18 protein-coding genes are annotated in these 22,284 nt (G+C 36.3%); 6 read left to right on the forward strand and 12 right to left on the reverse strand.

Annotation, left to right across the window (positions count from 1 at the left end):
- Nucleotides 1-250 precede the first annotated feature (250 nt).
- Together ABJQ32_04710 and ABJQ32_04715 are read right to left on the reverse strand one after the other, a co-directional pair.
- A complete protein-coding gene (locus tag ABJQ32_04710; GenBank protein MEP5288926.1) occupies nt 251-637 on the reverse strand; it encodes a response regulator in 387 nt (128 codons plus the stop codon).
- Between the two features lie 15 nt (nt 638-652).
- Nucleotides 653-2,866, reverse strand: coding sequence for a PAS domain S-box protein (locus ABJQ32_04715; GenBank protein ID MEP5288927.1), 2,214 nt, complete (start codon nt 2,864-2,866; stop codon nt 653-655).
- 345 nt (nt 2,867-3,211) lie between these two features.
- Here ABJQ32_04715 and ABJQ32_04720 point away from each other — a divergent pair, with 345 nt between their 5' ends.
- Complete coding sequence (locus ABJQ32_04720; GenBank protein MEP5288928.1) at nt 3,212-3,610, forward strand: hypothetical protein; 399 nt, start codon at nt 3,212-3,214, stop codon at nt 3,608-3,610.
- A gap of 40 nt (nt 3,611-3,650) precedes the next feature.
- Here ABJQ32_04720 and ABJQ32_04725 read toward each other — a convergent pair whose 3' ends face one another.
- Together ABJQ32_04725 and ABJQ32_04730 are read right to left on the reverse strand one after the other, a co-directional pair.
- Nucleotides 3,651-5,357 (reverse strand): SulP family inorganic anion transporter, encoded by a 1,707-nt coding sequence (locus ABJQ32_04725; protein MEP5288929.1) that lies wholly within the window; start codon nt 5,355-5,357, stop codon nt 3,651-3,653.
- Between the two features lie 106 nt (nt 5,358-5,463).
- Nucleotides 5,464-5,790, reverse strand: coding sequence for a hypothetical protein (locus ABJQ32_04730; protein ID MEP5288930.1), 327 nt, complete (start codon nt 5,788-5,790; stop codon nt 5,464-5,466).
- 282 nt (nt 5,791-6,072) lie between these two features.
- Between ABJQ32_04730 and ABJQ32_04735 the strand changes: the two genes are divergently transcribed.
- The 3 genes from ABJQ32_04735 (at nt 6,073) to ABJQ32_04745 (ending at nt 10,390) form a co-directional block, all read left to right on the forward strand.
- Entirely contained in the window at nt 6,073-7,098 is a 1,026-nt protein-coding gene (locus ABJQ32_04735; protein MEP5288931.1) for a helix-turn-helix domain-containing protein, read from the forward strand.
- A gap of 66 nt (nt 7,099-7,164) precedes the next feature.
- A complete protein-coding gene (locus ABJQ32_04740) occupies nt 7,165-9,249 on the forward strand; it encodes a serine hydrolase domain-containing protein (protein MEP5288932.1) in 2,085 nt (694 codons plus the stop codon).
- Between the two features lie 283 nt (nt 9,250-9,532).
- Nucleotides 9,533-10,390, forward strand: a complete 858-nt coding sequence (locus ABJQ32_04745; GenBank protein MEP5288933.1) for a fatty acid desaturase — start codon at nt 9,533-9,535, stop codon at nt 10,388-10,390.
- A 6-nt stretch (nt 10,391-10,396) separates the two neighbouring features.
- Here the strand turns inward: ABJQ32_04745 and ABJQ32_04750 are convergent, their stop codons facing one another.
- The 8 genes from ABJQ32_04750 to ABJQ32_04785 form a co-directional block, all read right to left on the reverse strand.
- Nucleotides 10,397-10,798: a response regulator gene (locus ABJQ32_04750; GenBank protein ID MEP5288934.1), complete on the reverse strand. Its 402-nt coding sequence runs from the start codon at nt 10,796-10,798 to the stop codon at nt 10,397-10,399.
- Nucleotides 10,795-12,492, reverse strand: coding sequence for an ATP-binding protein (locus ABJQ32_04755; protein ID MEP5288935.1), 1,698 nt, complete (start codon nt 12,490-12,492; stop codon nt 10,795-10,797). The genes ABJQ32_04750 and ABJQ32_04755 overlap by 4 nt, the downstream gene beginning before the upstream one ends.
- Nucleotides 12,489-13,127 (reverse strand): response regulator transcription factor, encoded by a 639-nt coding sequence (locus ABJQ32_04760; GenBank protein MEP5288936.1) that lies wholly within the window; start codon nt 13,125-13,127, stop codon nt 12,489-12,491. The genes ABJQ32_04755 and ABJQ32_04760 overlap by 4 nt, the downstream gene beginning before the upstream one ends.
- 11 nt (nt 13,128-13,138) lie before the next feature.
- A complete protein-coding gene (locus ABJQ32_04765) occupies nt 13,139-14,908 on the reverse strand; it encodes a PAS domain-containing protein (GenBank protein ID MEP5288937.1) in 1,770 nt (589 codons plus the stop codon).
- A 48-nt stretch (nt 14,909-14,956) separates the two neighbouring features.
- Nucleotides 14,957-15,403, reverse strand: coding sequence for a response regulator (locus ABJQ32_04770; GenBank protein ID MEP5288938.1), 447 nt, complete (start codon nt 15,401-15,403; stop codon nt 14,957-14,959).
- Between the two features lies 1 nt (nt 15,404).
- On the reverse strand, nt 15,405-17,861 hold the full coding sequence (locus ABJQ32_04775) for a PAS domain S-box protein (GenBank protein ID MEP5288939.1): 2,457 nt from the start codon (nt 17,859-17,861) through the stop codon (nt 15,405-15,407).
- A 334-nt stretch (nt 17,862-18,195) separates the two neighbouring features.
- Nucleotides 18,196-20,022 carry a mechanosensitive ion channel family protein gene (locus ABJQ32_04780; protein ID MEP5288940.1) on the reverse strand — a complete coding sequence of 609 codons (1,827 nt, stop codon included), beginning with the start codon at nt 20,020-20,022 and terminating at the stop codon, nt 18,196-18,198.
- A 121-nt stretch (nt 20,023-20,143) separates the two neighbouring features.
- Nucleotides 20,144-20,569, reverse strand: a complete 426-nt coding sequence (locus ABJQ32_04785) for a peptidylprolyl isomerase (GenBank protein ID MEP5288941.1) — start codon at nt 20,567-20,569, stop codon at nt 20,144-20,146.
- Between the two features lie 225 nt (nt 20,570-20,794).
- On the opposite strand from ABJQ32_04785, the gene ABJQ32_04790 reads away from it, so the two are divergent.
- Nucleotides 20,795-21,502, forward strand: a complete 708-nt coding sequence (locus tag ABJQ32_04790) for a pirin family protein (GenBank protein MEP5288942.1) — start codon at nt 20,795-20,797, stop codon at nt 21,500-21,502.
- Nucleotides 21,503-21,578: 76 nt separating this feature from the next.
- Nucleotides 21,579-22,241, forward strand: coding sequence for a hypothetical protein (locus ABJQ32_04795; GenBank protein ID MEP5288943.1), 663 nt, complete (start codon nt 21,579-21,581; stop codon nt 22,239-22,241).
- Nucleotides 22,242-22,284 lie beyond the last annotated feature (43 nt).

Below are 22,284 nucleotides of genomic sequence, written 5' to 3' on the forward strand. Positions count from 1 at the left end.
TTGTTTTTAAATTGTTTGATAATTCAAAAGTCCGAAAATGTGCAGCCGGAATTGAGAGTGATTTTCGGATTCTAACTATTTCCGAAAATCACCGAGAAACGTACGAGAGGTACTTATCGTGGTAGTACGTATTGAATTGCGAAGATTGCGTATAGCAATATCACGTAAAGAATTTTACGTGATATAATTAGTAGAGAAGGCTTAATTGAATAGCGTAATGATATTGGAACAATAGAGACAAAAAAGTATATCAGCTTCCAAGCTGTCTCACTTGATCTTCCGAGATAGCTCTCAGCAATTCTGAATGATTGATTGGTTTTGTAAAGTAACGATCAAAGCCAGCCTCAAGAAATCGTATCCGATCTTTGTCTAGCGTATAGCACGTGATTGCATACATGGGAACTTCCTGATAGTCATCCTTATCTTTTAGGATACTCATAACCTCAGAACCATCCATCTGACCGCTTCCTAAATTAATATCCATAAGAATTAGATTAAACCGATCTTGAGAAGTGAAGTTCAATGCTTCTTTTGCACTAGTGGCAATGGTATTTGTAAAATCAAAAGTCAGGTCGTTGAGGATGTAATCCATCAACTTGGCATTTATCTCATTATCCTCTACAGTCAAAATTTTCATCCAGCTAGGTTTTAATTATTCAGATATCAGCTCAATGGCTGGTAATTTTATTTCAAATTGTGATCCTTCATTTACAACACTATGAACGACAATTGAACCTCCCATCAGTTGAATAAACTTATTTGCTATTGAAAGTCCAATCCCTGCTCCTTCGTATTTATAATTGAGACCAATGTTTACTTTTTCAAAATCCTCGAAGATTCTCTCATAGTTTGTTGAATCTATACCTACACCTGTATCCTTGATTTTGATTTCAGCCCATTCTTGCTCATCAAGATTACATTCTATAGATACTTGCCCACCATTTGTATACTTGATCGCATTATGAATTACGGCATTGAGAGCAGCAGCTATCATATCTTGATCTACTAATACAACTGCTTCGCGATCAGATTTTTGTAAAGTATAGCCCAGACTTTTTTTGTTGGCCATATGATGATAGGTATCAAATGACTTTTGAACAAGGTCATTAAGTTTGCATTCCTTGAGACGCATGTTAAGCCTCATCGAATCTAAATCACTCAAAGTGATTAGATCATTAAGTGTTTTTAATAAACGTTTCTCACTGTCTTTCTGCATTTGTAAAAGCTCGTGCTCTTCCTTGCCCAGATCTGTGGCCATTAAGAGTTCTGTTGTCCCCATGATTCCGTTTAATGGGGTTCGCATCTCATGACTTAGATTCGAAAGAATACCAGATTTTAGCCTATTGAGAGACATGGCATAATTCTTAGCTTCCTTGATAGACATTTCAGCTCTCTTCCTTTTTGTTATATCCGAGAGATTTGTTAGGACATAAGTAATCTCCTCATCTTCATTCTTAATAGGTCTGTACATGACATCCAGCCATTGCATAGATCCATCTGGCACTGGGCGTTCTATCTCTTTGCGGATTGTCATCCCTTTCATTGCTTTTTCAAACTCCTCTCTATATGGCTTCTTAAATACATCTGGCATCACATTTTCATACTTCACCTCCTCTTTCCTCGGATTTACTCCATATTCATGTTCTATAATTTCTATAGACCGGTAATCAGCCATTAGTATGGTTCCGTTTTTACTCAAAAGTAGGCTGTAAATAAAACCATTATCTACCATAGCTTCTAAGCTATTCTTGGTTCTGGTCTTTTCTTGCTCTGCAAGTACTCGATCGTTTACATTGATCAGATTGCCCACCATACGGCTGGCTATACCTTCTTTATCCTTTTTCCTCCAGGCATGCACTTCATAATACTCATATTCTTCATGCCTGTTTTGAAGTCTGTAATGGTTAAAGTAATGATTACCTTCTTTGTCCAGTTGATCCATATGACGCTGGTATGCCTCATCTCGATCATCTGGGTGGATCATTTTTCTAAATTCTGCCTCAGGAAGGTATTCACCTTCTCTAGACAAGCCCACCATATCTTTAAAATCTGGACTGTAGAACACCACGTCTTTCTGCAGGTCATGGTCAAACAACCCTGACTTGATTCCTTTTAAAGCAAGTAATCTTGTCTCAGATTCCTTTTTAATTCTCTCAAGATTATTATGGAGCCGGGTACGATCAGCTGTTACACCGCATATATAAATAATCTTACCCTCATGAATCATTGGTTTAGCAATCGTCCGAATCCATTTACTTTTTCCTTTCGCACTTGTAATTTCTCCCGTGTAATCATACATCTCAAAATTTTCATAAAGCTTTTTGACTAGCTTGTCTATTTCATCTTTATGCTTGCCGGTATAAAAGCTTAAGGCCATTCCTGCATTTACATCTGATCCTACTGGAAGGTCGTGGATGTTATATACTTCTTCAGACCAATAGGTTTTATCGCGAATAGGATCATAGTACCATGCTCCTGTGTTCGTAAGTTTGGACATGTCTACCAATGATAGATGTTCCTTTGCATGATCAGTCACATCAAATCCCACCAAATAGATCTCTCCTTCTTGGTATGTCAAATCGAACTGAAACGAGAATGACTGCAAATCCTGATCTATTAGGGATATTACTTCATGGCATATTTGTCTTTCCTCTACTGCTATTTCTATTAGTTCAACAAATCTCTGTTCTTCACTATCATGTATGAGTTTAGTAATGGGTCTCCCCACTAAGTCCTCTTTCTCAATTTTGAACCTTTTAAACCATCTATCATTTGCCTTGACCACAACACCTTCAATAGTGAGTATTGCCATAAAGACTTCAGTGCCATGAGCAAATTTTTCCAGCTCTTTGATGGTAAATTCCATTTTTCTTTTTTGGTGTCTAATAAATTTAATGATTAATCTGGCATATCCTTATTCTGTCACAAGAATCTTAATTTCATTATTAGATAAAGAAAATACAGTCGATAAGGTTTTAAACTTATTCCATTTGCAGAAAACGCTTCGATTATATAATCAGGGTGGAATTACCGATCATTAAAGCTCATAAAGTCTATTTTTGAGACTTACATCTTAAATAATAAAGCAATCAGTTCAACACGCAGAATTGGTATCTTACCGAATATTCAATCAAGTCAGATTGTCAGTTAATTATGTTTACACCATTGAATACAATCTGAATCTTAATTTCATTACTAAAAACCCAGAAAAATGACAATATCTGTGACTGAACAAATCTCAAGGGAGAAAAGCATTGAAATGAAGAAGTTTGAAAAAAAAGATAAAAGTTTTCTACACTTTGTATTTAGGAATAAGTTTACAGAAGATATGTCCACTGAGGCGACACAAGTCTGGTCAAATTTCTGCGATCTGAATAGTACAAAAAAATTCATTCACATTTGGGATTGCCAGAGTATGGGTGGCTTTGATAATAGTGCAAAAAATAAATGGATATCTCATCTGAATAAATACAAAAATCAAACAGAGAAAATCATCCTCATTTCAGACAATATAATCATCAGAGGTGCTGGTAGAATTATGTCAAAAATATCAGACCATCACTTAAGTGTATATAGGACGTTTGAAGAAATGACCTTAAAAGAAATGTAAGCCCTTCCTTATATATTATATAGAAGGAATTACTGACTTTTTACGAAATCACACTCTCATCATAAGCTTCCGGGTGAGAGATAGAAACAGCATCATCAGGCTGTATACTAGAGTGGTGAGTAACTATCTTATCGTCTTTGATCACAAAAGAAAACCTAAGCTTATTAGTTTCCTCAAAACCTTTAGACTTCCAATCCAATCGGTATTGTCCGCTATCTACTTTGAAATCATTTACTTTTTGTGTGGATACCTCCTCTAAAATCAAGTGAACATCATTTTTCACAAATAGGTCACGATATAAGTTCTTTACATCTTCTTTTGTATGCCGGGTTTTGGTTGAAAAAGCGGGAATCATAATCACATCATCAGAATAGAGACCCATTAGTGCATCTAGATCATGACTATTTATCGCGTTAGCCCATTTATTTAACACAGGAACCGCAGGTTCTTGCATTATGTCAGCATTTTCCAATGCTTCATCACTTTCAGGTTTGAATGTACCAGAAAATTGTGCTAATATCTCAGAGGTGGACTTTCCAAGTCTACGCATAAATACATATTGGATTCCTGCATGAACAAGTAGTAGAAGTAACAAACCTTCAAAAATGCCTAGCTCGAAAACAAGAAATCCGCATGCTGCTGCCATAATTAAAGCATATCTCCCTTCGGATCTAACATGCGTAATATTCGCAATCATTTTCCAACCTGAATACACCATAATGATACCTAGTGCGTATTCTGGTAAATGTTCAAGAACTGACGGGAATAGGACTACTAGTAAGAGTACAATCGAAGTAAAGAGGTTTGATAGCTTCGTCACAGCACCAGCAACTGTATTGGTCGTACTTTTCGCTAACCCGTCCAAATTCGTCATTCCCCCAAAAAAAGTTGCTCCAAAGTTAGCTATCCAAATGGGTAATAGTCCACTATTTGTATCCGCTTTCCTTTTTCTTGGGTCCATTTTTTCAATGGCTACATGACTCATCACTTGCTCAATTACATCTATACTTCCTAGCATTAAAGCAAATCCCACCATTTTCAATAAAGTCAGAAGCGTTTGACTTTGATCCATACCATCCAGGTGTGGCAAGGGCATTTGAATTTGAAATGGAATTGAATCTATGGAGACTCTGGGCAATGGCAAGAAGAAGCTTAGTGCAAAACTGGTTACCATAATTACAAAGTATGGTAGTGCGGGCATTCGTTTTTTGTAATACTTAAAAAGCATCACAAAAAGTGCAAATGAGACAATACTTAAGGCAATTACCATCTCACGCTCCCAATTGAGCCAAGTTCCAGTTTCATGTTCTATATCATAGAGGAATGGAACAAACTTTAAGGCTATTTTCAATCCTACGCCCGCTAGCAATCCTTCCACCAAGTAATGCGGCACAACTCGTAGAATATACCTTTCCCATTTAAAACTCCAAACCAATGCTTGAAACAATGCTGTAAGCATAATTACAAATGGCATGTTTTCCATACCAAATGAACTTACTCCAAGTGCTAATGCTGGAGCTAAACCGGCGGCCACTCCCGGCATTCCAGTATAGTTTCCAGGTCGAAATAGGTAGGTAACAAAGCTTACTACTCCAGCGAAAATCACTGTGTAGAGCCCAGTCATAACTGGGTAATCAGACATTAAACAAATACCAATGGTGAGTGGTACGGCCATTATACCCGTTACTGTACCTGCAAGTGCATCTCTTCTCAGATGCATAAATATATTCTTCAATCGATCATTCATGATTGTTCTGTTAATTTCTTAATAAGTAAATAGGACATATGGTATTGACTCTGTCGCAAAGGCGAGAGCAATACAGAAAAGAATCAGCTTCTAAAAAGCTTGTGAACTAACAGAATGGGATTTTAAGACAGCAAAAAGCAATGAAAAGAGATACACCAGAAAGAGACTTTCGAGGAGCCTTTACTGAATACTGGTTTTGTACGTGCGAATAGAAATTAAGAGCTACCGAAGTGGATGTGGAATCTCCCCAGCTTCCAGAAAGCAGAAGATTTTCTTTTAATTCTTCTTTTTCTTTTAATTCTTCCTTGAGTTCTCGTTCTTCCTTAGTCTCCTCCGCTTGCTCATCAGATAGCAATAAGCTTACTTCTGAAAGGGTAATTAAACCCATCAGAATGATGGCGAGGTAATTAAGAATGTATTCTCGGCGCAACATAGGTAGTCTGCTTGTGAAGCAATTTACCTATTTATCTTATTTGGACAAATGTATTTCGATTAGCATGTCGAAATTGACGGATAACATTAATGCATGAACATAGGTTAACATCATGTAATCATACTATCTTCCTTTTTTTGAATAATGCTTTTAGGTTTTTACTACAAATCGGCTCTTCTTGCCTTCTTCTTCGTTCAGGGAATTATATTCTCTACCTCGCTATTAATTCACTCTGTGAAGCACCGCGATGTTTCTAGCAAATGGTTAAGTTTACTGATTTTTTTGAGTTGTCTTTATGTAGCTCCATGGATGTTGGGGCACTTAGATTGGTATGCTATGGATGGCTATCGAGAATTTCTATTCTTCGTCCCTTTCCAACAATTCTTTCTCATCGGTCCTGTTATCCTATTCTATATTAAAAGCTTGCTTGACCCTGATACCAAGGGATTAAAAAGGGAAGACTTTTTACATTTCATTCCGGCTGCTCTCTACCTACTCTATAGTTTGATCGTATTTGTAACCGATTTTCTCATTTTAGATGAATTTTATTTCTACGCAGATGGTCGGGACAAAGATTTATCCCCCTGGTATCAAATTAGTGGACTTGCATGTATTATTACCTACACAGTCTTTGGAATCAAACTCTACTCACAATATCGTAAAGAAATCGTCAATCAGGTCAGTTATGCTGAAAATATCAAATTTGGGTGGCTTAAGAAATTCCTCATTGCCCTGTTAGTCATACTTACCATTCGAATTCTTTTCTTGATATTTTTACCTAATTGGGGTGATTTCGGTATCAAGTGGTGGTATTATTTCTTCTTTGCATGCGTTTTTTACTACATCGCACTATCAGGCTACAAGAATGCCATTCAATCATCTATTCTTTTTGAACCGGGCTGGCGATTGATAAGTCCAGATAGAACTGAGGAAAAATTAACTATTTCAGCTCATGAAATTACCTCCTGGAAAGAAAAAATACGGGTGTTTATTGAAGAGGAAAGAGCTTATCAAAATTCAAACCTAACACTCAGAGATGTGGCCAATTCTCTTGGCACCAATACCAGGTTAGTTTCTCAGGTAATCAATCAGGGATTCAAAATGAACTTCAATGACTTTATCAACGATTTTAGATTGAAGACCTTAAAAGTGAAACTCCAAAATGGTGAACATAAACAATTCACTCTCCTAAGTCTCGCTCTGGACTGTGGGTTTAATTCTAAAAGTACTTTCAATAGAGTATTTAAGAAAAGTACAGGACTAACTCCAAATCAATTCATTTCTCATATTGAAAGTCAAAAAGAATAGGTGTCAAATCATTATTTGACGCGCTGGATATACTTTTTCGATCCAGATTTGATATAAAAAATCAAAATGAAAAAGCTCTTCTCGTCAATCTTAATGATTGCTAGCCTATTGGTAAATGGCCAACTTAATCATTCTCAAATCACTGAGATCGATTCTTACCTTGAAGAACTCGTTAATGATAAGGCTCCTGGAATTGCCGCAGGCATAATCAAAAATGGAGATGTCGTTTATGAAAATTATCTGGGTCTGTCGAATCTCGAACACCAAGTCAAGGTTAACTTAAAATCAACGTTCAATATAGCTTCTGTTGCAAAACAGTTTACAGCTTTAAGCATACTGAAGTTATCATTAGATGAAAAACTTGACCTTGAGGATGATACTCGAGAGTACATTTCACAGTTATATCCTGATGTAGAGGAAATTATTCGCATCAGACATCTACTAAATCACACAAGTGGAATTCGTGATTTTTATGATCTCTTAAGCATTCAGCAGAAGCCATGGTGGAGAGAAGAAGGACTAGACAATCAAGCGGTCATAGAAATGCTCACAAAGCAAGAAGATTTAGGGTTTAATCCTGGAAGTACTTACCTCTATAGCAATTCTAATTATACCATACTAGCCAAGATAGTTGAAGTTGCATCAGGACAACCATTCCATGAGTACACCAAACAACTTTTTGAAGAATTAGGAATGAATCAAACATTCTTTTTGAAAGATTATATGAATGTCATACCCCATAAAGCTAGCCCCTATGCTGACTGGGGAGATGGTGTCTGGAAAGAATACCCTATGATGACCAACTTATATGGAGATGGATTTCTATTCACCACACTACAAGATCAATTGACTTATGAAAAAGCCATGCAGAATGCTACAACCAAAAATGAACTTTTATACCTAAGTCAACAATCAATCACGAATGCCGAAATTGTTACTTACGGATTTGGGCTTGAGCTGGAAGATCGTATAGGAAGGAAAGCAGTTCATCATTCAGGAAGCACTGGGGCCTATCATTCCCAAATAGTCCGCTATATAGATGATGAAACGTCTATTGTAATAATGAGCAATAATGGAAAACTTTGGAGTGGGGCTATTGCAGACAAAATATCAGAAATTATACTGCCTAAACTTGAGGATGAAAAGAAAGAGTTCGCTATCAACACAGAAGCTTTCACCAGAAACCTACCAACTAATGAAATCACTGGAGAGTACTTAAGCCCGAAAGGAAATGTGATAAGGATAACTAAAGATGCTGAATCTTTATACTGGCAATTAGATAATAATAATCCGATACCGCTGGAATTCAAGCAAGGAAGCCTTTACCTATGGAATGCGAATGAAAGTGTGAAGATAGGATTCTCTGAATCCGCGTTTACCATACTTCAGCAAGACAAGGAACCTAGAATCTACAAAAAGTTAGATTCATTCATTCCATCTAAAAATTACATTCATAGTCTAACTGGCACTTATTACAATGAGGAACTCGATCTAACTTTTGATCTTTCAAAAGACAAAGATTTCAACATCATCATTTCTGACAAACAAACTGGACAAAGCGGTGCTTTGCAGATCATTCAAAAAGATCGGTTTATGTTTTCGGATTACAAGTTCAGAACAACATACGATGAAGTAAATAAGGTTTCGACATTACTTATGAGTTTCAGTAGGGCTAAAAACATTCGGTTTAGGAAAACAGATAGTAAGCTGTCTGATCAGTTAAAATACACAGAAGATGGAGGATATATTCAGGTAAGCACTATTTCTAGTGAAAGAGAAAAGGATCAAATATTGTTGACAAAGAACTACTCGAATGACAATGAAGAGTGGTCACAAATCTTTGGTGGTAAAAGCTATGATAGGGTTAGTAGCATTGAACTAACTCAGGATGGAGGATATCTGATTGTTGGATCTACCAGTTCCGATGGTGAAGGGAATTATGATGTACTAATCATCAAGACTGATAAACAAGGTAAGAAAGTTTGGAGCGAAACTTTCGGACAAGAGTTGAATGATTATGGTTTAAGTGCTCAGCTATTGGCAAATAATCAGATTAAGGTTAAAGGAACAAGGCAAAAGTGTGAAAGTAAAGATTTCAGTGATTGTACGGATGAAAAGTGGATTTTCACTACACAATTAGATAGTAACTAAAATGAAGAATCCATTCAATACGTTTACATCGTAAATGAAATGAATCGATAATTATTTTGGTAGTTAATAATTAGCCGATCCTCTTCATAGGATCGGTTTTTTTATGATCGGACTATCCAATACGTACTGATTTCACCATTGTCAGAAGAAGTCTGAATGCAAGAGAATTCTATCTAGTTGGCATGAAATTTTGTACGAAGCTGCGGACATTGAATCCAATACTTGGGAAATTGATCAAATTAGACTAAGTAATGTTTAGATTTAAAGTGCCATTAGAAATTGCATGGTTGAAACCAAACAAGATGAATTTTCAGAAACAGTTTTAGCAACGAAGCTGATGCCTTTTACAGGTAAGATTGCCTATCGTACCATTTACCTTTTTCTATTCAGTCTGATAATCTATATCACTTCGTCTTTGCTAGGCTTCCAGGGCTTTATCCCACTTTGGGTAACCTGCATAATCAATACGGTATGCGCCTACTTACTATTTACACCGCTACATGAGGCTTCTCATCAAAACATTAAGGGCAAAAAACGAAAACTGAAGTGGCTAGAAAATCTCATTGGGTGGGTTTCCGGATTATCGCTAATGGCTCCTTTTCCGATGTTTAGATATCTACACATTATGCACCACGGGCATACTAATCATCCCGAAAAAGACCCTGACTATTGGGTAGCTTCTCGTAATCCCATTATGATGCTCTTGAAGTGCATGACTACTTATTTTGCTTACTATAATCATTTCAGAAAGGATCAAAAGAAGTTGTGGACAAACGTCAAAACCAGGAAAGAGTATATAGTTAGTACAACCACAATTCTGTTTATTAATGTAATCATCATCTGGTCAGGAATAACCTTCGGATGGACATTTCCCTTACTTATCTATGTTGTCCCTGGATATTTAGCTCTTGGATTTCTTGCATTTGCATTTGATTGGCTTCCCCATCATCCGCATGATGTACAACAACGTTATCTGGATACTCGAATCATTCTGAAACCTGGTTTGAATACCATTTTAGTGAGTCAGAATATGCACCTGATCCATCACTTATATTCAGGCATTCCATATTACCATTACGGTGATGCTTTGAAAGTTCTAGAAGCAAAACTCCAAAAAGAGGGAGCCCGTATAGAGAAATAAAATCGTTTATAGATGATTTTTAATCATCTCTTCTACCATTTCGGTGGTGAGTGGCTTGATTTTAAAATCAGTAGTTATGTTATGCTCTTTGGCTCTTTCAAAATCATCCGGATTTTCGCTTGTGGTCAACATTACCACAATACTTGCTAGTTGAATGGATGGGTCAAGTCGTTTGTACGCCTCTAAAAATTCCCAACCATTCATTCCTGGCATATTGATATCAAGCAATATCAAATCTGGATTTACATTTTTAGTATCCTTAATTTCCTCAAAATAGGCTAGTGCTTTTTCAGCATCTTCAAAAACAATTATCTCAGGGTTATCTAATGTTTTTTTAATAACCCTACTGTGAAAAAAATTATCATCCTCATTGTCATCTATGAGCATGATAGTGATTGAATTAGTCATATTAAGTTACTTGGTAGTGTAAAATAAAAAGTACTACCTACTCCTTCTTTGGATTTAACCCATATTTCTCCCTCGTGTAGCTGTACTATTTTTTTGCAATGTGCAAGGCCAATACCATAACCCTCATACTTGCTGGATGTTTGCACTCTTTGGAAAATTTTGAATATACGATCAAAATATTTTTGTTTAATTCCTATTCCATTATCTGAAACAGAAAATCTCCATGAATTTTCAATCAGTTCGCAATTCACAAAAATTTGAGGTTCTTCATCGGGTTTTTTAAACTTAATAGCATTGATAACTAAGTTTTGGAATAGCTGATTTAATTCAACTTGATACCCATTGATTTTTGGTAGGTTTTCAATTTTTAAATGAGCATTATTTTCTTCAACTATGCCCTTCAAATCCACCATAAGTTCACTCATCAAGTCATTCGTATCAATGTATTCGAGCTCTGAACTCTTTCCTAATCTAGAGTGATCCAGCAGACCCTTTATCAAATTAGACATCCTTCTGGTAGCTCGTTTCATAGAAGATAGGTATGAAAATATAGTTTGATTCAACTCATGAGCATGGTCCTCTTCTATGACCTGAACATAGTTGGATATGGTTCTTAATGGTTCTTGTAAATCATGAGAAGCTATGTAGGTGAACTGCTCCATTTCCTTATTCTTCATTTCAATAACTCTTACTTCTTCTGCTTTCTTAAAATCGGTCAAGTCATGCGTAATATTTCCATAACCAATGATCTTCCCGGCAGCATCATTGATCGTCATTATAGTCTTACTGGCCCAAAATCGTGAACCATCTTTTTTTAGAACCCATCCTTCGTATTTAGCTACTTGGTTATTTCTTGCATCTAGCAGTAATTGTTCTGGAGTTTTTTGGATTTGAACTTCTGTAGGGTAAAAAGTACGATGATTACTACCTTCTACTTCCTCAGAAAGATAGCCTTTCAAGTTTGTGGCGCTATCAGACCAAGTCTGCACGTTACCCTCAAGGTCCATGAAAAAGATAGCGTAGTTATTTAAGCTGTTTATCACCTTGTTAAGGTTAAGGAAATCAGCTTTAGTTCGATCACCTTGTTTTATGAGGGGTCTAAAAATCAGAATAATCTCAGTTATTATAATCAATAACGTGATAGCTAGTAGGGAAAACTCTACTATCGACATTTTACTAATCCTGGCGACTGATAAATCCTCGAATAAGTTCGTGATGCTGTCCATTAGGACTAAAAAAGATTTCTCATTATCCCTTACTTTATTCGCATACATTGCTATTGAATCTCCCGATTGAGAGAATCTCAGTGCTAGTAGTCGCTCCGATGCTATATCTATTTCTTCGAAAAGAGGATCTAATTCAATGAAGAGTTTTTGTATAGGTTCATGGTCCAAAACATCCTCATGTTTCTTAAGGTAATGATGAGCTTGTTTCCAGGAATCATGTGCTTCTGCTAGTTCTTTTTTGTACTCCTCAAATCTGACAGGATCTTCTTCATATCTTAATTGAAGAGACAGCTTAGCAATCATTTGGCTATGCATTCGCTGCTTTCCCGAGATATTAACAACAGTCGCGTCGTTTCTACTTTCGATAAGTGTCTCCTGCAGATATACCTGACTAAAAAGCAGTATTAGTGTTAATACGCCTAGCAGTAAGTAATAAATGTTCTTACGGCCGAATTTTAAAAGCTTCAAACAAAGTTCCTTTCTACCGCATACATCACCAGTCCTGCTACATTTTTACATCCGGTTTTTTCAAGTAAGTTTCGTTTATGAGTCTCCACGGTTCGTATACTTATGAAAAGCTTATCCGCAATTTCCTGATTTGTATGTTCATTAGTAATCATCACCAAGACTTCCTTCTCCCGATCAGATAGTTCTGCTTCAAGTGTAAGCCGTTGTTTAGGTTTTCTTCCAGCGATGTTACCAATGATCGTCTTATATACTTCTGCGGAATAATGATCTTTGCCTGCAAGTACTTTTTCAATGGCTTCTACTAATTCATTCTTGTCTGATTTCTTCAAGACATAACCGTTGGCTCCTAGAGCAATCATTTTGTTTATATAACCTGCCTCATTAAACATGGACAGCACAAGTACTTTTTGATCTGGATAGTTTTCTTTGAGGCTTTTCATGAATTCTACACCATCCATTTCTGGCATATTGATATCTGTTAAAATGATATCATATTCATTATCCTTGAGAAGCTCAAGAGCCTGCAAGCCATTTTCAGCTTCGTCTTTGATCTCAAACTTTTCATCGTTATCAAAATAAAATCTTATCCCATCTCTGATGATCTGATGATCATCAACTAATAATAATGTGTGCATAGACATAAAAATTAACTTACAGGCATTTTCACCGTTACTCGTGTCCCTTTTCCTTTTTGCGAATCAATATTTACCAATCCATTGCTATGACGAACCCTATGAGTAATATTTTGAAGTCCATTTCCATTCAAAACCTGATCCACGGCAAAACCTACTCCATCATCCTCAATATTTAAACTAACAATCCCCCCATCTTGATGCAAATCCATTTTGACTTCTGAAGCTTCGCTGTATTTCGCAACATTGTTCAACGTTTCTTGAATAACCCGATAAATCTGCGACTTAACGAATGGGGAAAGTTCATCTTCCGTGATTTTATAATCACTCTTGACTGTAATAGACTCGGGCATGTATCCAATCAACTTATCAATTGCATAATCCAAGCTATGTTCTTCAATCTGTTTGACTGAAATATTGTTGATCAGATAACCCAAGTCATCAATCGTTTCGTGTACCAGATTCTTGACTTTTAATAAACCCTTATTGTCCGGTGTATTATCAGAAATTTGACTTATAAACATGGATATTCCATTCATTTTCTGACCGAGATTATCATGAAGTTCTCTTGCAAGATCTTTACGATCTCGTTCTTGTTTGTTCATTTGATATATCTGATTTTCGTGATCTGCTGTCACATCCACTACTGTCCCGTAGTATCTCACTCCTTTATCATCCTTATAATCAGGCCGTAGTACGACTTTGAAATGACCTATGATACTATCGTCTTTTTGATTGATATTGAACCGATGTTCGCTATGATATTCTTCATGCTTATTGATACATCTATTGATTCCTTCAGCAAAAATATCCCGATCTTCTTCTTTGATTAACTGAGAAAATTTGCGGAAAGAAATCTTATCTCCTTCAATATTAAGGTTCATCATACGCTTAAAGTTTCCGCTGCAGCTTAATACATCTAAGTCAGCGTCATATTCAAAGCTTCCCGAACGTGTCAATAACTCTGCCTGACTAAGAATTGATTTAGCTTTTATAGTCTCCTCTAGGGAGGTTTTCTGCTTGGTGATGTCTCTGCATTCACCTACAATACCATCAACTTCTCCTTCATCAATGATCGGCGTTTTAGTAATCTCAATAATTTTCCTGGAGCCATCATGGATAAAGTCTATTTCATATGCTACAGACTTTCCAGTAAATTTGACGAACTCATCATTTTCAATAGCCTTATCTGATATATTTTCCGGAAATATTTCTTCCTCTTTTTTACCCACTATTTCATCTGCATGGACTTTGAAAAAATCACAAAAAGCCTTGTTAACTTTCAAGTATTCCCCATCATTATTTTTGAGGAAAATCATATCAGCAAAACTGTCAAAGATGGTATCTAATATGAGGTTCTTTTCAACTAACTCTCGTTGAAACTTTTGTTTCTCCTTACTCATAGAGCACTCATGCAATGCACGCTCTATAGCTATAGGAATCTTTTTCAAATTAGATTTAAGAATGAAGTCATTTGCTCCAGCACGAAGCAAATCTGTTGCTAACTCCTCACCCACTGTACCAGATAATAGAATTACTGGTTTTGTGCTATCTAACTCGCGTATCCGCTTAATCGCGGAAAGTCCGTCATAATTTTTAAGATTGTAATCGCTGATCACAACATCAAAATGAGTCAGGTCCTCTTTTTCAAAATCTTCTTTGGTAGAGATACTCTTTAATTGATAATCAAGATTCGATCGTTTCAGCGTAAGGCTTAATAAATCGATATCATCCGGGTTATCTTCTAGATGAAGAATCTCTATTCTATCTTTCCAGGTGGTCATAAGTTGGCTTTTGTTTTAGGTGGCTAATTTTTTTTCATATCAAACAATTTAAGAATTTGGAATTTGGTTAATCAATACCCAATACATGCTTATCTCTTTGGTAACTTCCATGAATTTTGAAAAGTTTATCGGCTTTACTACGTAACTGTTCGCTCCCAGTTCATAGCACCTTTTCAAATCACTATTCTCCTTAGATGAAGTCATGACTACTACAGGTATTTTATCTAAATTTTTGTCTTTTTTTATTCGCTCTAATACTTGAATTCCACTCAGTTTCGGGAGTTTTAAGTCCAGTAAGATGAGTTTAGGTTTTATGGTAATATCTCTGTCAGCATATTTCCCCTTGCCTTGCAAATAGTTAATAGCATCCTCACCATCCTTTAACCATGTTATTTCATTAGCAAAATTTGAATTCTTCAATGATCTCATAGTTAATTCAGCATCATCAACACTATCTTCTACAAGCACTACCTGAACATCATTGGTCAATCCCATATTAGGTCTTTTTAAATCTTAAATAAAAAGTGGCTCCTTTTCCTTCTTCTGCCTCAGCCCATATTTCACCATGGTGCGCTTTCATGATCTTGCCACAAAGCGAAAGTCCAACACCAGTTCCTTCGAATTCTGTTTCACTATGCAGTCGTTGAAATACCTGAAACAACTTATCGGAGTAGTCCATATTGAACCCAACGCCGTTATCTTTAACTGATATTACATAAGATAGTTTTTCTTCAATAGAAGAAAGAATAATATTAGGATTTTCTTCCTTCGAACTATACTTTATTGCATTGGACAACAAATTCACAAATACTTGCGCAAGCATTTCTCTATCTCCATTTATTTGTGGAAGAGTCTCAACCGTCACTATATCCACTGAATCAAGAAATAGATCATTCATTAGCTTTTCCACCAATTTATTCAAATCAATCTCTGAGAAATTGGCTTCATTTCTATTCATTCGACTAAATTCCAAAAGATCATCAATGAGCTCACCCATCTTATTGCTGTTGGCAGAAATTCTACTTAAGTATTGGTTTGCTTCTGCTGGAAGTGTCTCTGCATAATCTTCTACCAAAGCTTCAGAAAAACCACTAATAGCTCTTAGTGGTGCTCGTAAATCATGGGAAACCGAATACGAGAAAGACTCTAATTCTTCATTTGCGGTTTTAAGATCAAGGGTTCGTTGATTCACCAGATTTTCAAGGTTTTTCCTCGATTCTATGATCTCCAATTCATAACGCTTCTTTATATCTATGTCTTGAAATAGTCCTTGTAGCTTAACTATTTCATCTTCTTCATAAATTGGCCTGCCTAATGCTCTAACCCATCTTTCATTTCCTTTTGTAGTAATGATTCTCAATTCAAGATCCCAAGAAACCTCCTCTGCAATGGATCTATTAATAGCTTCCTGAATAATATCTCGATCATCTGGATGATAATAATTTATACCTTCTTCTACCCGAATTTCTTTTCTTGGATCTTCCTCATGAATTTCATACACTTCATAGCTCCAAGCACACTTTCCACTGTTGAGATCTACCTCCCAAGTACCAATTTTGGCGATTGATGAAATCTCCGTAAAGAGGTTATTGAACATCTGAGCCTTTTGCTCCATAACTTTTCCTTTTTGCAGTGCCTCCTCTGTTTTCGTCAAGTCTTCCACCATGGCTAATGCATATTGATTATCTGTACCCGGCTCTACAAGGGTCACATTTAACTTAGCAAAAACCGTATCTCCTCCCTTTGAAAAATATCTTTTCTCAATGGTATAACTATCAATTTCTTTCTCTAACAGTTTGGTATATAATCCCCAATCTTTTTCAATATCTTCCGGATGTGTGAATTCGGTGAATGGCATTTCTGCCAGTTCTTCTTTTGAATATCCAAGGATTGTGCACAGCTGATCATTTACTAAAAAAGGCTTTCCATCACCACCAACCAACGCAATTCCAATCATTGCTTTGTCAAAAAGGTTTTCAAATCTTGCCTCACTATCTTTCAGTCGTTTCTTAATTATCACTTCATCCGTCAGTATTTCAGTGAACATCATAATGCCTCCTACAGAACCATCTGCCTTCATCCATGGCCTTAATTGCCAGCTTAAATAGGTAACATCATCTCCATTTCCGAAAGTGTCCAGGTCTTTTTTAAGCGTCTCTCCAGATAAGGCTTTGCGGTGGTCATCCAACCAATTCGGCATTTCTTTGATTTCGGGAAAAATATCATAGTGTGATTTACCGATGATATCTCTTCCTACCAATCCATAATCCTCGTACCATCCATCATTAACCATGATGTATTTCATATCCTTATCCAGCATAGCTATAGCTCCTGGTGAATATTTTACAAATAATTCAAATTGATTTTGAAGATTTTTTCTGTCATCAATCTCGGCTTGAAGCACATCCGGGCTTTTAAATTCCAGCGCTTTTGGTATCACGAACCCTAGCACAGTAGCTGTGGTTACAGACACTAAGCCTGTTAATAACTTAGAAAATCCGCTTAGACGGTACATAGGTTCCCAGAAAAGTACCACGTCAATAAGGTGGGTAAAACCGCAGAGAAGAATAAATGCACCAAACAAAGCAATGAGCCACCTGGTCCTCCCCAACTGTTTCTTTCTAATAAACCATAAAAGCATAATTGGAATAGATAGATACGCAAGGAAAATGGAGATATCCGCTGATATGTATAACCAGCCCTCCGTCTGAGACCAATTTCCACATGTCCAGCGGGCAGGCCAGTTTTCTGTAATCAGTAATCCAGAAAAATAGGAGGTGAATGTAGGGTTAGCCACTTGATCAAGTGTAGTTGAACAAACAGCAACATTACCTGATAGATTGATGGGATCTACAGATTCCTCTAGCGGAGTTTTTGCAATTTTTTTGCTTGCAACGGAGTAATGCAAAGAAAACACCATTACAGCACTAAATAGTATTGTTATTCTTTTCATTAGGTGGTAGCTAATTCTTCGTCAAAGTATTTCAAACAAACCGTTTTTGCAACGGTCTGCAGTAAAATGTCTCTTTGTTTAGATGAATCAATTATTTAAATCGTCTAAAACGGGTTCCATCAATTCTCTAATTATTAGATGGTCTTCAAAGTAGTTTTCTTAACAAAAACATCAAATCCGCATATAAACATAATAATGATCTTGTGTAGATCTCGAAAGAATCAGTTTAACTAACTATTATCCTCGTTGAATCATTCAATAATCCAGTTAAACGTCAATTTCCTTTCAAATACTGGATTTAAACTCAAACTACTCACAGAGTATTTAGGAACTACTACTTAATCTTTGGAATGGTAGATTGATTACCATCCCTTACCGCACGATAGTGCGGTGACATTATTTCAACACCAGCTTCATTGAATTTATCCTGAATATTGGCATGAAGATCCGAATAAATTCGAGGCATTTGTTCTGGAACATCAGTGAATGCATTGAGCTGATAGGCAACATACCAATCATCTAGGCTCGTTTGTAAAACAAACGGCTCTTTACTGATATTCACTCCTTCAGTGGCTACTGCCGCCTCTACCAAAAGTTCGTGAACTTTTCGCCACGGCACGTCATAACCAATGGTAACAGAAGTGTGTAGGATTAATCCTAGTTGCTTACTGCTAGAAGTATAGTTGACTGTGTGTCCTGTAAGAATAGCTGAATTGGGGACAGTGATATCTTCATTTTTTGTTGTTCGCACTCTTGTGACTAAGAGTGTCTTTTCTACTACTTGTCCAGTTATCTCTCCTATTTTGACTCGATCTCCTAATCGAAACGGACGCATATAGGTAATAACCAATCCAGCTACAGCATTGGCAATCGCTGAAGAAGATCCTAATGAAAATAGAATCCCTAGAAACACGGAGACACCCTTAAAAATATCTGAATCTGATCCTGGCAGATAAGGAAATATGACCACAAACATGAACGCATAAACCAGAAATTTCACAATGTTGTAGGTAGGCATAGCCCAGTCTTCATGAAATCCTATGATTTTAAGTCTACTAGATTCTATTTCTGAAGAAATAAACTTTAAGAACCGAATAAGGTACTTAGTGATAACATAAATAACAGCAATGGTAAAAGCATTGGGCAGGTAGTTCCAAAAGGACATGAAAATGTTTTTGGCTGGACTCAAAACCCAACCCATCAATGTCTCTGCCCAATTTTTTGTAAATGGAAATAGTCCAAAAATGACAGGCAGTGAAAAGTATAGTACCACTGCAAAAAATGCCCACTTCAATATTCCAACAGTTCGAACACTTGCATCCAACTGCCTTTCCGGAGGAAGAAATTCATAGTTACGAACTTTGATCCCAGTGAAATATTTTTTCTTATTGATTACCATCCAACCTTGAAGCCCTGTAAACAGCCTATTGAGAAAGTAAATAATCAATATTGCTACACCAATAATGAGAAACACAAGCCCTATACGTGCTGCAATATTTTTTACCGTACTTCTGTTTCGCTCAGAAGTAACGAAAGAAACTATTCGCTCTTTATAAGCCAATGCTAGGCTCTCTTTTGATTCTCCATCTATCCACAGGGCATCCCAGTCAGAAATACTGGTTACTATAAGATTCTGGTACATCAGATCAATCGTACCTTCTTGTTCTTCTATGTATAAAGAGTCTGAATAGAAGTAATCGTCACGAATGAGCAGTTCAATTTTCTCAGTAACATTCGCTGCTCGGGCCTCAGCCATCACAGGCCCAAGCTTAGTATATATGGTAAATAAAGAATCACCATAAGGGGTCACACTAAACCCTTTATTACTTTCTTTTAGTTTGAGAACCCTATTTTTTTGCTCAGCATTTCTGATAGAATCTCTTCGCTCTATTTCTTTGATTTGCTCTTTCAGGCTAGCCTGATTCACCTCTCCACTCTCTTGGAGTAATTGAATTCTCTTCATGAGATCTACTCGAGCAAGAGAATCTTGTTTTCTCTTTTGTCTATTGCTCAATAGCAAACGTTCATATGTACTCAACTGCTGATTGAGACTTTCAATTCTACGTTGAACACTGTCCATTGTTGCACTGTCCAAGCTTTGTTGCCCTACGAGGTTCAAGGAAACAATTATTGACAAAAAAACAAGAAAAACGTACTTCATGTATGTATTTGATTGCACTAGCAATGGAATTAGGAAAGGTAGAATGGAATTTACAATAAAAATTACATAAAAAAAGAGGCTAAATCATTAGCCTCTTCGAAGGTCTATTTACTTAGTGAACCTATGCGATCTCAACTAGTTCTATATCGAAAACAAGATCTTTACCAGCTAGATCATGATTGGCATCTACTGTGATTACTTCTTCTGAAACTGCCGTAACATTCACCTGTGTCTGATGTCCAAGATCATTTGTAGCAACCAATTTCTGTCCCACTTCTGGCTTCATTTCTTCAGGAAGTTGATCCTTAGGCACCTCTTGTATTAATTCATCTTTTCGTTCACCATAAGCTTCTTGTGAAGGTATAGTCACCGTCTTCTTTTCGTTTAATTCCATCCCATCTACTGCTTCATCAAACCCTTTAATCATTTGACCTCCACCTAGTGTAAACTCCAATGGTTCACGTCCCTCTGAAGAATCGAAAACCTCACCAGAAGTAAGTTTTCCTGTGTAATGTACTTTTACCTTGTCGTTCGCTTTAGCTTTCATTGTATTAATCGGTTTTAAAAAATCAAAATATAATTTCTATTAAGCAATAGAAACCTCTTCTTATCTCTGAATCTATTCAACGAATTGTCAACAACAATTCATTATTATTCATTCTTTTGAAATTATTCCACAAAGGTATAAAAATTCTAAAGGGTTATTTATATGTAACTACATATAATGTAATTACGTATAAATATTCATCATTAAATAAAAGAAAGGAAAACAATGAAAACGGTTATTCATAAAGCAGATTCGAGAGGAACCGCCAATTTTGGATGGCTAAATAGTCAACACACATTCAGTTTTGGTCAGTACTACAACCCAGAACGTATTCACTTTGGATTACTTAGGGTATTGAATGATGATATTGTAATTGGAGGTGCTGGATTTCCAAATCACCCCCATGACAATATGGAAATTGTATCTATTCCTCTTAAGGGAGCATTGGCTCACCGCGATAGTACTGGAACTGAAAAAGTGATTAACGTAGGTGAAATTCAAATCATGAGCGCAGGAAGTGGCATAACACATTCTGAGTACAATGCCAGTAAAACAGATGAAGTCAACTTTTTACAAATCTGGATATTTCCTAAGGAAAAGAATATAGTACCTAGATATGATCAGAAATTCTTCCATGTTGATGATAGGAAGAACGCATTTCAAACGGTAGTATCTCCCGGCGATGATAGTGCTCTTTGGATCAATCAAGATGCTTGGCTTTCGCTTGCTGATGTTGATACAAACAACACTATCAATTATCACATAAATAAAGAAGGTAATGGTATTTATGTTTTTGTGATTGATGGAGAAGCGGAAGTTCTGGGGGAGAAGTTAGGAAAAAGAGATGCGATGGGTATTTTAGAAACTTCATCCGTTGAAATAAAATCTAAGACAGATGCTCAGTTGTTGGTTATTGAAATTCCTATGAATTGATGTTGTGAATATTATTAACTCCGCAATCTTAATTGCGTATCATTGATCTATGGTACGCAATTCTGTTCTCTGCATTATGATCTTTTTATGTTCTAAAACTTTAATTGGTCAAATACCGACCTTAAATCCATTCTTTTTTGGTAAAAATTCTTTGGTAACAAATGTTGTTCCATCTCACTTAACTTCCATTGGTCAGTTCTATGCGGATGAAGAATGGAATGCCGGAAACATTTTCCTTAAGAATGGTGATTCACTAGTCGCTTATTACATGAGGTATGACCTTGTTCGAAATCATTTAGAAGTCATTATAGATACTAAAATAGTAGCTCTAAACGGGAGCTTCATAGATCAATTTGAGTGGTTTAGTGTTCAAAGACTCAAACCTGAAAGATTTATAAATAAGGATCATTTTCATTTTACAGAAAGCGAAGAAATTTATGGATTTTCAGAGTTATTAGAAGATGGTGAAATAAAGCTCCTAAAATCGAAGGTAGTTTTCGCACCACAAAGAGCTACTTCTCCAACATTAGTCAATAGTACTGATGAAAAAATTCAAGTGATTGAAAAATTCTTCATAGAAAAGGAAGATGTTATCTATGAAGTCTCTGGCAGCAAGAAGAAGAACTTAGAAATACTAAACTCAAAAGAACTTAAAGAGTATATCAAGGGCTCTAACCTTCACTTCACAAATGAAAATGACTTAAGACGTATCATCAAGTTTGTGAATGTAGATAACTAAAAAAGGCAACACGTAAGTGTTGCCTTTACTTTGAAGTAGTTTT

Source organism: Marinobacter alexandrii (assembly GCA_039984955.1).
In the GTDB taxonomy this organism is placed as follows: Bacteria; Bacteroidota; Bacteroidia; order Cytophagales; family Cyclobacteriaceae; genus Ekhidna.